Origin of the sequence: Mycolicibacterium sp. Y3, assembly GCF_051188035.1 — a bacterium.
Classification (GTDB): Bacteria; Actinomycetota; Actinomycetes; order Mycobacteriales; family Mycobacteriaceae; genus Mycobacterium; species Mycobacterium fluoranthenivorans.
Genome location: NZ_JAVQLT010000001.1, coordinates 5231328 through 5245309 on the forward strand (window position 1 = coordinate 5231328; position 13982 = coordinate 5245309).

Annotated in this window: 15 protein-coding genes; 10 read left to right on the forward strand and 5 right to left on the reverse strand. The window is 68.4% G+C overall.

The window, feature by feature from the left end:
• The first annotated feature begins 26 nt into the window (after window positions 1-26).
• The gene (locus QN239_RS25505; RefSeq protein WP_499016967.1) at window positions 27-1658 is read left to right on the forward strand and encodes a phospho-sugar mutase; all 1632 of its coding nucleotides are present in this window, start codon (window positions 27-29) and stop codon (window positions 1656-1658) included.
• 10 nt (window positions 1659-1668) lie between these two features.
• Here QN239_RS25505 and upp read toward each other — a convergent pair whose 3' ends face one another.
• A complete protein-coding gene (gene upp, locus QN239_RS25510; protein WP_187098535.1) occupies window positions 1669-2292 on the reverse strand; it encodes a uracil phosphoribosyltransferase in 624 nt (207 codons plus the stop codon).
• Between the two features lie 50 nt (window positions 2293-2342).
• Here upp and QN239_RS25515 point away from each other — a divergent pair, with 50 nt between their 5' ends.
• The 4 genes from QN239_RS25515 to QN239_RS25530 are packed head-to-tail and all read left to right on the forward strand — an operon-like array spanning window position 2343 to window position 5953.
• Window positions 2343-2642, forward strand: a complete 300-nt coding sequence (locus QN239_RS25515) for a hypothetical protein (protein ID WP_187098534.1) — start codon at window positions 2343-2345, stop codon at window positions 2640-2642.
• 2 nt (window positions 2643-2644) lie between these two features.
• Window positions 2645-3733: a C40 family peptidase gene (locus QN239_RS25520; RefSeq protein WP_499014625.1), complete on the forward strand. Its 1089-nt coding sequence runs from the start codon at window positions 2645-2647 to the stop codon at window positions 3731-3733.
• 51 nt (window positions 3734-3784) lie between these two features.
• Window positions 3785-5059, forward strand: a complete 1275-nt coding sequence (gene satS, locus QN239_RS25525) for a protein export chaperone SatS (protein ID WP_499014627.1) — start codon at window positions 3785-3787, stop codon at window positions 5057-5059.
• Window positions 5060-5098: 39 nt separating this feature from the next.
• On the forward strand, window positions 5099-5953 hold the full coding sequence (locus tag QN239_RS25530; protein ID WP_499014628.1) for an alpha/beta fold hydrolase: 855 nt from the start codon (window positions 5099-5101) through the stop codon (window positions 5951-5953).
• Here QN239_RS25530 and QN239_RS25535 read toward each other — a convergent pair.
• Complete coding sequence (locus tag QN239_RS25535; protein ID WP_090356082.1) at window positions 5922-7010, reverse strand: adenosine deaminase; 1089 nt, start codon at window positions 7008-7010, stop codon at window positions 5922-5924. The two genes, QN239_RS25530 and QN239_RS25535, sit on opposite strands and share 32 nt — an antisense overlap.
• Before the next feature lie 86 nt (window positions 7011-7096).
• Entirely contained in the window at window positions 7097-7855 is a 759-nt protein-coding gene (gene modA / locus QN239_RS25540) for a molybdate ABC transporter substrate-binding protein (protein WP_499014630.1), read from the reverse strand.
• A gap of 139 nt (window positions 7856-7994) precedes the next feature.
• On the opposite strand from modA, the gene QN239_RS25545 reads away from it, so the two are divergent.
• Window positions 7995-8477, forward strand: a complete 483-nt coding sequence (locus QN239_RS25545) for a hypothetical protein (protein WP_499014632.1) — start codon at window positions 7995-7997, stop codon at window positions 8475-8477.
• Here QN239_RS25545 and QN239_RS25550 read toward each other — a convergent pair.
• Both QN239_RS25550 and QN239_RS25555 read right to left on the reverse strand, forming a co-directional pair.
• Window positions 8458-9783, reverse strand: a complete 1326-nt coding sequence (locus tag QN239_RS25550) for a thymidine phosphorylase (RefSeq protein ID WP_499014634.1) — start codon at window positions 9781-9783, stop codon at window positions 8458-8460. The genes QN239_RS25545 and QN239_RS25550 overlap by 20 nt on opposite strands.
• Window positions 9776-10177 carry a cytidine deaminase gene (locus tag QN239_RS25555; protein WP_499014635.1) on the reverse strand — a complete coding sequence of 134 codons (402 nt, stop codon included), beginning with the start codon at window positions 10175-10177 and terminating at the stop codon, window positions 9776-9778. The genes QN239_RS25550 and QN239_RS25555 overlap by 8 nt, the downstream gene beginning before the upstream one ends.
• A 232-nt stretch (window positions 10178-10409) precedes the next feature.
• Between QN239_RS25555 and sdhC the strand changes: the two genes are divergently transcribed.
• The 4 genes from sdhC to QN239_RS25575 are packed head-to-tail and all read left to right on the forward strand — an operon-like array spanning window position 10410 to window position 13893.
• Window positions 10410-10835, forward strand: a complete 426-nt coding sequence (gene sdhC, locus QN239_RS25560; RefSeq protein WP_090356090.1) for a succinate dehydrogenase, cytochrome b556 subunit — start codon at window positions 10410-10412, stop codon at window positions 10833-10835.
• Window positions 10832-11308, forward strand: coding sequence for a succinate dehydrogenase hydrophobic membrane anchor subunit (locus QN239_RS25565; RefSeq protein WP_090356093.1), 477 nt, complete (start codon window positions 10832-10834; stop codon window positions 11306-11308). The genes sdhC and QN239_RS25565 overlap by 4 nt, the downstream gene beginning before the upstream one ends.
• Before the next feature lie 16 nt (window positions 11309-11324).
• Window positions 11325-13079 carry a succinate dehydrogenase flavoprotein subunit gene (gene sdhA / locus QN239_RS25570; RefSeq protein WP_187098525.1) on the forward strand — a complete coding sequence of 585 codons (1755 nt, stop codon included), beginning with the start codon at window positions 11325-11327 and terminating at the stop codon, window positions 13077-13079.
• Between the two features lie 34 nt (window positions 13080-13113).
• Entirely contained in the window at window positions 13114-13893 is a 780-nt protein-coding gene (locus QN239_RS25575) for a succinate dehydrogenase iron-sulfur subunit (protein ID WP_090356098.1), read from the forward strand.
• Window positions 13894-13982: the final 89 nt, after the last annotated feature.

The following is a 13982-nucleotide window of genomic DNA, read 5'->3' on the forward strand; positions in this document are numbered from 1 at the left end:
GACGCCGACCGAGCCGAACGCGACGCCTGGCTGCAGGCCACCATGCGCGACACCCTCAGCGAGCTCGAGTTCGATCTGCTCATGCTGGTGGCCCCCGTACTGCGCAAGCTCGCCGACGCCGACGCTCGCGCGACGGGCACAATCAGCGCATGACGGAGAAGCGCCCAGCCGAAAAGACACTGGCCTTCGGCACGGCCGGGCTGCGCGGCCCGATGCGCGACGGCGCCGATGCGATGAATGTCGGCACCGTCACCCGCGCGACATGGGCGCTGGCGCAGGTCCTCAAGGATCGTTGCCTGGGCGGATCCACCGTGGTGGTCGGCCGCGACGCCCGGCACCACTCCGACGAATTCGCCACGGCAACAGCGGAAGTGCTTGCCGCCCAGGGGTTCACGGTGGTCGCCCTGACGGTGCCCGCCCCCACCCCGGTGGTGGCGTTCGCGGTGCGGCACCTGGGTGCCGCGGCCGGGGTGCAGATCACCGCATCGCACAATCCAGCCGGCGACAACGGCTACAAGGTGTACCTCGACGGCGGCCTGCAGATCATCTCGCCGACCGACCGGGAGATCGAGGCGGCGATCGCCCGCGCCCCGGACGCCGCCGAGATCCCTCGCCTGCCGGTCGAACCGTCCGGCCGGGAGCTGTTCCGCGCCTACCTGGAACGGGCCGCGTCGGTGCGGCACGCATCGGGCACGGCGCGGGTGGCACTGACGCCCATGCACGGCGTGGGTGGTGAATTCGCCCTGGATGCCTTGGCTTTGGCCGGGTTCGACGACGTACACGTGGTCGATGCGCAATTCGCTCCTGATCCCGACTTCCCCACCGTGGCGTTTCCCAACCCGGAGGAACCGGGCGCCACCGACCTGCTGTTGACCCTGGCCGCCGATATCGGCGCCGAGGTGGCCATCGCCCTGGACCCCGACGCCGACCGGTGTGCGGTCGGCATACCGGATGAAGCCGGCTGGCGCATGCTCACCGGCGACGAAACAGGTTGGCTGCTGGGCGATTACCTCTTGTCCGGGCACGCCCACCCCGCACGCGCCCTGGTCGCCAGCACCGTGGTGTCCTCACGCATGCTGGCGGCCATCGCGGCGTCCCGCGGCGCCCGGCACGCCGAGACGCTCACCGGTTTCAAATGGCTGGCCCGCGCTTCGGCGCCCGGCGCAGCACTGATATACGCGTACGAGGAGGCCATCGGGCATTGTGTCGACCCGGAGGCGGTGCGGGACAAGGACGGTATCAGCGCGGCGGTGCTGGTGTGCGATCTGGTCGCCGCCCTGCGTGCGCAGGGCCGCACGGTGCACGACGCCCTCGACGATCTGGCCCGCCGCCACGGTGTGCACATGACCACAGCGGTGACCCGCCGTGTCGACGACTCGGGTGCGGCGATGGCCGCCCTACGGGCGAATCCGCCGGCCACCCTTGCCGGTATCCCGGTGACCGTCGAGGACCTGTCGGACCGCCGGGGCCAGCAGCGCACCGACGCCCTGGTGTTGACCGGAGCGGACATCCGGGTGGTGGTGCGTCCGTCGGGTACCGAGCCGAAACTCAAGTCCTACATCGAGGTTCACCGCGCCCCGACCGACGACCTGAGCGCGTCGAGAAGTCACGCTCGGGCCCTGGTCGGCGAACTGGTCACCGCCGCGCAGCAGTGGTGACCCGGACGGGTCAGCGCGGCCCGAACTGCCGATCACCGGCATCGCCGAGCCCGGGCACGATATAGGCGATCTCGTTGAGTCCGTCGTCGATGGCGGCGGTCACCAGCCGGATACCCGGGGTGGCCTTCTCCAGAGCGGCGATTCCTTCGGGGGCGCACACCACACAGATCGCGGTGATGTCGGTGGCACCGCGATCCTGCAGCAGGGCCAGCGTGTGCACCATCGAGCCACCGGTGGCCAGCATCGGGTCGAGAACGAACACCGAACGGGTGCTCAGATCCTCGGGCAGCGACGCCAGGTAGGGCGTGGGCTGATGCGTCTCTTCGTCCCGCGCCACCCCGACGAAGCCGACCTGGGCCTCCGGGATCAGTGCGTGCGCCTGATCCACCATGCCCAGCCCGGCCCGCAGCACCGGCACCAGCAGCGGCGGGTTGGCCAGGCGGGACCCGGTGGTTTCGGCCATCGGAGTACGAACCCGGATCTGTTCGGCGCTCGCATCCCTGGTCGCCTCGTAGACCAGCATCAAGGTGAGATCCCGCAATGCGGACCGGAAGCCGGCATTCTCGGTGCGCTCGTCGCGCAGCGTGGTCAACCGGCTGGCGGCCAAGGGGTGGTCAACGACGCGGACATCCATGCGGCGAACATTAGTGGAACCGAACCGCTCCGGCCTGCGTCATAACCCACATGCACGCCGACACCGCAGCGATCGCACACGCCGGCCGGACGCTGGCCGGCACTGCCGTCGAACTCACCGGGCTGGCCGCCGCGCTCCCTGCCGTGGCCGACTCGGCGCCCGCCTTGTTCGGACCCATCGCCGACGCTCTGGTCACCGCGCTGCGCGAAGCGGTGGCCGATACCACGCACGCGGTTGCTCAGCTCGGCGATCATCTCGCGGTCGCCGGCGCCACGGCCGGTCACGCCGCGGTGGCCTATCGCGACTCCGAACATCATGTCGGGCAATCGCTGTCCTCTTTCGGCGGTTGACGATGCCGAGTGCACTCGTCACCGCGCTGGCCGCGCCGCTGCACGAGCTGGCGGCACAGGTCGGGCCGGGCTGGTCCGCGGCGGCGCATCCGTCGACGATGCTCGCCGAGATGCGCGATCAGTTGATCGCCTTGGCCGGCGCCACCACGCGGGCGTGGGACGGTGACATCTGGGCGGGCGACGGCGGCGCGGCCGCGGCGCGGTACACCGCGGAGGCCGCCGGCACCGTGCGCGCCCTGGCCGACCGGGTCGGCGCGCTGTCCGACGACATCGGCACGGTCGCCGACGCCATCGCGCGGGCCCGCGCCCGACTGCGGGACATCATCGCCGAGTTCGAGGCTCGTGCGTCCGCACTGGAGCCGCACCTCGATGCTCCCGGGGTCGCGGGCGAACTGAGCGCCGAGGCGGGGCAAGCAGTGCAGGAGGCCACCGCAGTGGTCGACGCCCTGCGTGCGGAGCTGGACACGCACACCTCGACGATCAACGGCATTCCGCGGCCCGCGGTGACATCACCGCCGGCGGGGGTCGCCGGGCCGATACCGGCAGGCTCGGGCTTCCCTGCACCGATCCCGACCGGCGCCGGGGTGGCACCGGTGGGCGCCGGACTGGGGACGGCACTGACCGGCGCGCTGTCCGCAGCCCGACCGGTGGCCCGGCACCGCGCCGCAGCTGTCGGCAATCCGGCCGATTTCGGTTCCGGCGTGGCGGTCCGGCTCCCCGACGGCAGCACCGCGGCCGCGCCGAATCCGGTCGCGGCCAGTGCCGTACGCCATGCGCTGACACAGCTGGGCGTGCCGTATCAGTGGGGCGGTACCACTCCCGGCGCCGGACTGGACTGCAGTGGGCTGACCCAGTGGGCCTACCGCGAAGCGGGCCTGGACATCCCTCGGCTTGCGCAGGAACAAGACATCGGCCGGCCCGTCGACGCCGGCTCGCTTCGGCCTGGTGACCTCGCGGTATGGGATGGTCACGTCGCGATGATCGTGTCCGGTGACCAGATGATCGAGGCGGGAGACCCGGTCCAGTTGTCCGCGATCCGGACCACCAACGCCGGGCAGGGATTCCAGGGATTCTGGCGGCCCACCGGGTGAGCAGCGGGTGTGCCAACGGGCTCCCCAGCCGGCATCGTTACGCTGTGCGCCATGGCGGCTGACATCGTGCCGGTCCGGCTCGGACTGACCAATGGCGACCTGTACACCCTGTGGGCACCGCGCTGGCGCGATGCCGGTGACGAATGGGAGGCGCTCCTCGGCAAGGACGAGGACCTCTTCGCGTTCGAATCGGTGGCAGATCTGGTCGCCTTCGTGCGCACCAACTCGGACAACGATCTCACCGACCATCCGGCCTGGGAGAAGCTCACCAAGGCCAACGCGCACCGGCTGAGCCCGGATGAGGATCACCTCTACGACCTCATCGAGGTGCCCGGACTGGTCGCCGAGAAGCCCAACGAGGACTCCGTCGAGTCCGTGCACCGGGCCTTGGCGATCGTGTCCGCCATCGGATCGGTGTGCGACCTGCCGGTCATCACCAAGATGTTCAACGGCAACCCCGTGCTCGGCACCATCGGCGGCGGCATGGACGCCTTCGCCGGTCGCGCCGGCCGCAAGCGCTGGACCGAGATCGAGGCCGCCATCGGACGGTCCTGGCAGTCGGTCATCGACACCATCGACGAACTGGTCACCACACCGGACGTCGACGAGGCGGCCGCCGCGAAGGCACAGAAAGAGCTCGACGAACCCGCCCCCGAACTGGACGAGGACGCCCTCGCTGTCGACGACGAGGACGACCTCGTCATCGAAGGCGAAGTCGACACCGACGAGGAGAGCGACGCCCTGGAGGCCGAAGCCCAGCGCCAGGTGCTCGGCAGCGACGAGGACTTCTGGACCGAGGTCGGCATCGATCCGGTGCGCATCATGACCAGCAGCGGCACCCTGTACACGCTGCGCTGCTACGTCGGCGACGAGCCGAAGTTCCTCGGTCGCAACGGCCGGATCAGTGTCTTCAACTCAGAACGTGCGCTGGCTCGTTACCTGGCCGACGAGCACGAGAGCGACCTGTCCAGCTACAGCTCCTACGAGATCATCCGGACCGCGGCCACCGACGGCTCGCTGCGCGTCGACGTCACCGACGACAACATCTACGTCCTGTCCGGGCTGGCCGACGACATCGCCGACGGCCCCGACGCGGTGGACCGCGACCAGCTCGACCTCGCCGTCGAATTCCTCAGAGACGTCGGCGATTACGCCGAGGAATCCATTGTCAGCAAGCGGCTGGACAGCAAGGAGCCGCTCGGCGCCCTGGTCTCCTACCTGATCGAACCGGGCAGTGTGCCCAAGCCCGCGGGACCGTACGCCAAGGCCGTCGAACAGTGGGAAGAGCTGGAGAGCTTCGTCGAATCGCGACTGCGCCAGGAATGACGACGATGAGTTTCGCGGCGGCATCCGGTCCATACCGGCATGACCACTGAGGAACTAGTCTGCCGCTCGCTCGATGTCCCCGGCGCCCGCCTGCACTACGAGGTGCGCGGGACCGGACCGCTGCTCCTGGTCCTCGGTTCCCCGATGGGCGCTGCCGATTTCCTGCCACTGGCGCACGCCATGGCCGGCGACCACACCGTGGTCACCTATGACCCGCGCGGCTACGGCCGGAGCCGGCTGGACGATCCCGACCAGGACGCGACACCGGACCTGCGCGCCGACGACGTGGCCGCCATCCTCGACGCGCTGGGCGCCGAGTCCGCGGCTGTCTTCGGTTCCAGCGGCGGCGCCGTCACCGGGCTGGCCCTGCTCACCCGGCACCCCGGCCGGGTGCGCACGCTGGTCGCGCACGAGCCGCCGCTGCTGGAACTGCTGCCCGACGCCGACGAGCAGCGCGCCGCCACCGACGAGATCGTCGCGACCTTCCATCGTGACGGGGTGCAGGCGGCGTGGATGGCCTTCATGGCCAACGCCGGTTTCGACGTGAGCGACCCGAACGCCGGGCCACCGCCCGGCCCGGAGCCCACACCCGAGGAGCTCGCCACCCAGCTGGCCGAGTCGGCTCGGTTCTTCGACCACGAGCTGCGTCACACGACGCGATATGTCCCCGATATCGCGGCCCTGACCGCCGGGCCGACGCGGATCGTCGTCGGACTCGGCGCGGAGTCGGGCCACCTGCTCACCAACGCCACCACCCGCAGACTCGCCGAGCTACTCGGGACACAGCCGGTCATGTTCCCGGGTGATCACGGTGGGTTCATCGGCGTACCAGGCGAATTCGCCACCACCTTGCGGGCAGCGCTCAGCCGATCAGCACCGCATACCGCGGTTTGATCACCCCGTCGATCAGCGCCAGCCGCTCGTCGAACGGCAGGAACGAGGACTTCATCGCGTTGATGGTGAACCGCTCCAGGTCGCTCCAGCCGTAACCGAACGCCTCGACAAGCCTCAGCATCTCCTGGCTCATGGTGGTATCGCTCATCAGGCGATTGTCGGTGTTCACCGTGACCCGGAAGCGCAATCGGGCCAGCAGGTCGAACGGGTGCTCGGCGATGCTGTCCACCGCACCGGTCTGCACATTGGAGCTGGGACACAGCTCCAGCGGAATTCGCTTGTCCCGCAGGAGCGCCGCCAACCGACCCAGCCTCGCGGTGTCGTCCGGCCCCACCGTGATGTCGTCGACGATGCGCACCCCGTGGCCCAGCCGGTCGGCCCCGCAGAATGCGAGGGCCTCGTGGATGGACGGCAGCCCGAAGGCCTCGCCGGCGTGAATGGTGAACCGCGCGTTGTTGCTTCGCATGTACTCGAAGGCGTCGAGGTGGCGGCTGGGCGGGTACCCGGCCTCGGCACCGGCGATGTCGAAGCCGACGACACCGCGATCGCGGAACCGGATGGCGAGTTCGGCGATCTCGCGGGACCGGGCGGCATGTCGCATCGCGGTCACCAGGCAGCGCACCACGATGGTCCGGCCTGCGCTGGCGGCGGCCTTCTCGCCGTCGGCGAACCCGTCGAGCACCGCCTCGACGACGGCGTCTAGGGACAGCCCACGGTCGATGTGCAGTTCGGGGGCGAAGCGGACCTCGGCGTACACGACGTTGTCCTCGGCGAGATCCTCGACGGCCTCATAGGCGACCCTGTGCAACGCCTCCGGGGTCTGCATGACGCCGACGGTGTGGGCGAACGGTTCCAGGTAGCGGACGAGCGAGCCGCTGTGCGCCGCGGTACGGAAGAACGTGGCGAGCTCGTCGACGTCGGTGGCGGGCAGGTCGTCGTAGCCGAACTGGCCGGCGAGCTCCACCACCGTTCCCGGTCGCAGACCGCCGTCGAGGTGGTCGTGCAACAACGCCTTGGGAGCCTGCTTGATCAGATCGAGGGTCAGCGGCGTATTCATCTGTCCATTTTGCTCGCCGATGGCGGCCCAGGCGCGCCGATCGCCCGTGCCGTCCCCAAATGTTCGGTTGACGGCAAGCTGTCCGCTCAGCCCGCAGCGCGCGTGACCGGCGGTACGAAACCGTTCGCGGCCAGGATCTTCCTGCCGCCCTCACCCGTGAGCGCCGCGACGAACTGCACCGCCTCATGTGCGCGGTCGGTGCCCTTGATCACGGTGACCCACGATGTGACGGCGGCGCCGGGCAACGCGAACCACGACACGCCGTCCCCGGCGCCCAGCGCGTTCGTCCGCAAGACGACGCCCGCGTCCACCTGTCCGCTCGCGACGGCTTTGAGGATATTTCCGGGTGTGTCGTCGGCGCTGCGCGGCTGCAGCCGGACCTTGTCCCGAGCTTCCGCGGCGCCGAGTGCCGTCCCGCACGCGCTGCGTTCGGCGCACACCGCCACCCGCAGGCCGGGCCGGGCGAGATCGGCCAGGGTGGTGATGTTCCTGGGGTTGCCCGCCGCGGTGGCGATGACCAGATCGTTGGCGGCGAAGGGCACCGGCGCAGTTCCCGCCTCCGCCAGCGCGGTGATGTCGGCCCGGTCGCCGGAGGCGAAGACATCGGCGGTGGCGCCGTCGGTGATCGCGCCGACGAGGTCCGCCGAGCCCGCGAAGATGAAGTCCACCGAGTACCCGGGGTTCTGCGCCTCGAACTCCTTGCCGATCGCGGTGAAGCTCCCGATCAGCGACGATGCCGCGTACACCGTGATCGGCGTGGTGGGGGGCGGCGGCGCATCGCAACCGGTCGCCAGCAGTACCGTCGCGGTGCCCACCGCGAACACGTGCCGCACTCGCCGGTTCATCAGCAGTGAGACTACCGCCGTGCAGTGCCGCGCCGGCGGCATCCCGTTTCAGTGAATTCGCTGTGAGCCATGACCGGATCGTCTGCCAATCAGCTTGCGCGCCAACCGTGGTGGGGCTCCCGGCGGCAGACTGTTCGGTGTGCTCGAGCAGAGGAACGCCATCCGCCACTCGGTGGTGCCCGCGCCCGACCATGCGATCACCCGCTTCAAGGTCGCGCATGTGGCGCTGGTGTGCCAGGGGCTGGCCATCGGCGTGCTGGGCGGTGTCGGGCTGGCCTGGTCGAAGGACAGCCTGCGGTTGGGCCCGGAGGGCACCCCGCTGGCCGGGCTGCTGGTCACCCCCTTGCACGGTGGCCTGCTGCTGACCGTAGGGGCGCTCGCCGTTCTCGCCTGTCTCGGGCGCCGGTCCACGATCGCCTTCACCGTGGTAGCGACCGCAGGCTGGACGGTGCTCACCGTGATCTGCGCGGTCGAAGTGACCCGGCACGTCCCCGGGGTCCTCGGGTTCGATCCGCGCGACACCGCGCTCTACGGGGGTCTGGCGCTGTACAACCTCGTGCTGTGCCTGTGGCTGGCCCGGCCTTCGGTGGCGCTGTGGCGAGCTACCCGAGGTGATCGATGATCAACGGGCCCAGGTCGGGCGCCGCGGCGCCGACCGACCAACCGCCCTCGAGTTCACTCAGCGCCGCGGGCAACCGCTCCGGGGTGTCGGTGTAGAGCGTGAACAACGTCTCGCCGGCAGCGACGGGCTCGCCGGGCCGGCGGTGAAGACGCACCCCGGCGCCCAGTTGCACCGGGTGCCCGGGCGCGGCACGGCCGGCCCCGAGCCGCCACGCCGCCATCGCCACCGCCATCGCGTCGATGTCACCCATCACCCCGCCGGTGGCAGCGGTGACGGTCTCGTTGTGCGCCCCGAGGGGCAGCGGCCTGCTGAGGTCACCGCCTTGGGCCGCGATCAGGCGGCGGAACCGATCCATCGCCGTGCCGTCACGCAGCGTCTGCGCGGGGTCCACGCCATCGACCCCGGCAGCGTCGAGCATCTCGGCGGCCAGGGCGAGCGTCAGCTCCACCACGTCGGCCGGCCCGCCGCCGGCGAGTACCTCCAGCGACTCGGCGACCTCCACCGAATTGCCCACCGTGTAGCCCAGTGGACGGTTCATATCGGTGAGCAGCGCCCGGGTCGGCACCCCGTAGGAATTGCCCAGCGCCACCATCGTCGCGGCGAGTTCTCGCGACTCGGCCTCGGTCTTGAGGAACGCGCCGCGGCCGGATTTGACGTCGAGCACCAGCGATTGCGCACCTTCGGCCAGTTTCTTGCTCATCACCGAACTGGCGATCAGCGGCAACGATTCGGTGGTGGCGGTGATATCGCGCAGGGCGTAGATCTTGCGGTCGGCCGGGGCGAGATCCCCGGCGGCGAAGATGGCCGCGCCGATATCGGAAAGCTGCTGGCGGATCTGGGTTTTGGACAGCTCGGGGGTGAATCCGGCGATGGACTCCAATTTGTCGAGTGTGCCGCCGGTGTGACCGAGGCCGCGGCCGGCGGCCTGCGGAACCGCTGCGCCACAAGCCAGTACCACCGGTACCAGTGGAATGGTGATCTTGTCGCCCACCCCACCGGTCGAATGCTTGTCCACCAGCGGCAGGCCCAGGTCGGTGAAGTCGAAGCGCTCTCCCGAGGCGACCATGGCAGCCGTCCACCGGGTGATCTCACCCGGTGTCATGCCGCGCAGGAAGATCGCCATCAGCAGGGCCGACATCTGCTCGTCGGCGACCAGACCGCGGGTATAGCCGTCGATCACCCAGTCGATGGCCGCGTCGGTGAGGATTCCGCCATCGCGTTTCGTCCGGATGACGGACGGAGCATCGAGATGCGACCCGTGATGAAGCGCATCGAGATGCGACCCGTGATGGCGTGCGTCAGGCATGACGCTCCAAATCGGCAGGCCCGAAAGCGTCGGGTAACAGCTCGGCAAGCCGGCGCGGACCGTCGGGGTGGTCGATCAGCAGGTCGGGTCCGCCGTGTTCGAAGAGCACCTGGCGACACCGCCCGCACGGCATCAGCGGGGCCCCGTCTGCGGCCACGCAGCTGAGCGCGACCAGCCGTCCGCCGCCACCGGAAAACAGGACGCAGACCACAGCGCACTCCGCACAGAGACCTAGGCCATATGAGACATTCTCCACATTGCATCCGCGGATGACTCGGCCGTCGTCGACCAGTGCGGCCGCCCCGACCGGGAAACCCGAATAGGGCGCATACGCAACCTTGGAGGCCTCGATTGCGTTGTCCCGCAATACCTTCCAGTCAATTCTGATACTCACCACACGCTCCGCTGAACATTATCTGAATGCATTCCGAAGACTCCACTCCCGAAGGCGGCAACCAATGTAGGTAACCCTAACTTTGTGGTAGAACGGCCCCTTTGGGCTCCACGCTAGTTCTAAGTGGGCTCCATTTGGGTTTAGAGTCGCCCCGAGGTTTGGGGACGAATTACAGCCTTGTCCCCGAACGTCCACCGATGGCGTTGGAGATGTCCGAAATGAGACCGCGAATATGACCCAGACGGCTGCGGATTCCGAAACACCGGCACCGCGTTCCAAACCGGCACGTCGCCGCACCCTGTATCGCGGCGACCCAGGCATGTGGTCCTGGGTACTGCACCGCATCACGGGTGCCACGATTTTCTTCTTCTTGTTCGTCCACGTGCTCGACACCGCGCTGGTGCGGGTCAGCCCGCAGGCCTACAACGAAGTGATCGAGACCTACAAGACCCCGATTGTCGGCCTCATGGAGGTGGGGCTGGTCGCGGCGGTGCTCTACCACGCCCTCAACGGCATCCGCGTCATCCTCATCGACTTCTGGCAGCACGGTCCGCGCTACCAGCGGCTGATGCTGTGGGTCATTGCCGGAATCTGGTTGGCCGTGATGATTCCCTCCCTGGGCGTCCTCGGCATGCACATGGCGGAGCGTTTTCTATGAGCGGCGAGAATCCTTACGACCACCTGAGCGAGCGCGGCGGGCCGGCCCCGGTCATGCAGCGCAGCTACGACCGGCCCGCCGGTCTGGACAATCCGCGCTCCCCGCGCCGCCCCGGCGGTATGCCCAACTTCGAGAAGTACGCCTGGCTGTTCATGCGCTTTTCCGGCATCGTTCTGGTGTTCCTGGCGCTGGGCCATCTGTTCATCATGTTGATGTGGCAGAACGGCGTGTACCGGATCGACTTCAACTACGTCGCACAGCGCTGGGCCTCGCCGTTCTGGCAGACCTGGGATCTGCTGCTGCTGTGGCTGGCTCAGCTGCACGGCGGCAACGGGATGCGCACCATCATCGCCGACTACGCCCGCAAGGATTCCACGAAGTTCTGGCTGAACACCCTGCTCGCACTGTCGATCCTGTTCACGTTGGTGCTGGGCACCTACGTGCTGCTGACGTTCGACGCGAACATCTCTTGATCGGGAGCTGCGAAAAATGATTGTTGAACACCGCTACGACGTCGTCATCGTCGGCGCAGGCGGCGCCGGGATGCGCGCCGCCGTCGAAGCCGGCCCGCGCGCCCGCACCGCCGTGCTGACCAAGCTGTACCCGACCCGCAGCCACACCGGCGCCGCCCAGGGCGGTATGTGCGCCGCGCTGGCCAACGTCGAAGAGGACAACTGGGAGTGGCACACCTTCGACACCGTCAAGGGTGGCGACTACCTCGCCGACCAGGACGCCGTCGAGATCATGTGCAAAGAGGCCATCGACGCGGTCTACGACCTGGAGAACATGGGGATGCCGTTCAACCGCACCCCCGAGGGCCGTATCGACCAGCGCCGCTTCGGCGGGCACACCCGCGATCACGGCAAGGCGCCCGTGCGCCGGGCCTGCTACGCGGCCGACCGCACCGGACACATGATCCTGCAGACGCTGTACCAAAACTGCGTCAAGCACGATGTCGAGTTCTTCAACGAGTTCTACGCACTGGACATCTCGCTCACCGAGACCCCCGGCGGCCCGGTCGCCACCGGTGTCATCGCCTACGAGCTGGCCACCGGTGACATCCACGTCTTCCACGCCAAGGCGATCGTCTTCGCCACCGGCGGGTCGGGCCGGATGTACAAGACCACCTCCAATGCGCACACCCTGACCGGCGACGGTCTGGGCATCATCTTCCGCAAGGGACTTCCCTTGGAGGACATGGAGTTCCACCAGTTCCACCCGACCGGCCTGGCCGGGCTGGGCATCCTGATCTCCGAAGCCGTGCGTGGTGAGGGCGGGCGTCTGCTCAACGGCGAGGGCGAGCGCTTCATGGAGCGCTACGCGCCCACGATCGTCGACCTGGCCCCGCGTGACATCGTGGCCCGCTCGATGGTGCTCGAGGTACTCGAAGGCCGCGGCGCCGGGCCGAACAAGGACTACGTCTACATCGACGTGCGCCACCTCGGCGCGGACGTCCTGGAAGCCAAGCTGCCCGATATCACCGAGTTCGCCCGGACCTACCTGGGGGTGGATCCGGTCACCGAACTGGTTCCGGTGTACCCGACCTGCCACTACGTGATGGGCGGTATCCCCACCAACGTGCACGGCCAGGTGCTGCGCGACAACAACACCGTCGTGCCGGGCCTGTACGCCGCCGGCGAGTGCGCGTGCGTGTCGGTGCACGGTTCCAACCGGCTGGGCACCAACTCGCTGCTGGACATCAACGTGTTCGGTCGCCGCGCCGGTATCGCCGCCGCGGAATACGCCAACAACCACAACCATGTCGACCTGCCGGAGAAGCCGGCCGAGATGGTGGTCGGCTGGGTGGGTGACATCCTCTCCGAGCACGGCAACGAGCGCGTCGCCGATATCCGCACCGCCCTGCAGCAGTCGATGGACAACAACGCCGCGGTGTTCCGCACCGAGGAGACGCTGAAGCAGGCGCTCACCGACATCCACGCCCTGAAGGAGCGTTACTCGCGAATCACGGTGCAGGACAAGGGCAAGCGTTACAACAGCGACCTGTTGGAGGCCATCGAGCTGGGCTTCCTGCTGGAGCTGGCCGAGGTGACCGTCGTCGGTGCGTTGAACCGCAAGGAATCCCGCGGCGGGCATGCCCGCGAGGACTACCCCAACCGCGACGACACCAATTACATGCGCCACACCATGGCCTACAAAGAGGGCACCGACCTACTTTCCGACATCCGGCTGGATTACAAGCCCGTGGTCCAGACCCGGTACGAGCCGATGGAACGGAAGTACTGACGATGACGGCTGACGAGCGCTTGCGCGAGGAATCATGACTACAGTTGCCGAACCCGAGACCAAGGGCCCCGACCTGCCGCCCGTGCCTGACGGCGCGGTGATGGTCACGCTGAAGATCGCCCGGTTCAACCCGGAGGACCCGGACGCGGCCGGCTTCCAGAGCTTCCGCGTGCCGTGCCTGCCCAGCGACCGGCTGCTGAACCTGCTGCACTACGTGAAGTGGTACCTGGACGGCACGTTGACGTTCCGCCGGTCCTGCGCCCACGGGGTGTGCGGGTCCGACGCCATGCGCATCAACGGCGTGAACCGGCTGGCGTGCAAGGTGTTGATGCGTGACCTGCTGCCCAAGAAGGCGTCCAAGCAGCTGACGATCACCATCGAGCCCATCCGCGGCCTGCCCGTGGAGAAGGACCTGGTCGTCGACATGGAGCCGTTCTTCGACGCGTTCCGCGCGGTCAAGCCGTTCCTGATGACGTCGGGAAATGCGCCGACGCGCGAGCGTATCCAGAGCCAGACCGACCGCGCACGCTATGACGACACCACCAAGTGCATCCTGTGTGCCTGCTGCACCACCAGCTGCCCGGTGTTCTGGAACGAAGGCTCGTACTTCGGCCCGGCCGCGATCGTCAATGCGCATCGGTTCATCTTCGACAGCCGTGACGAGGGTGCCGCCGAGCGTCTGGACATCCTCAACGACGTCGACGGGGTGTGGCGCTGCCGCACCACCTTCAACTGCACCGACGCCTGCCCCCGTGGCATCCAGGTGACCCAGGCGATCCAAGAGGTCAAGCGCGCCCTGATGTTCGCGCGGTAGTTCTTCGCTCTGCAGCCGGAAAAACACGCGAATGTGAAGCCTCTGCGGGGAATCGGCATCGATCCCGCAGAGGCTTCACACTCGGTACA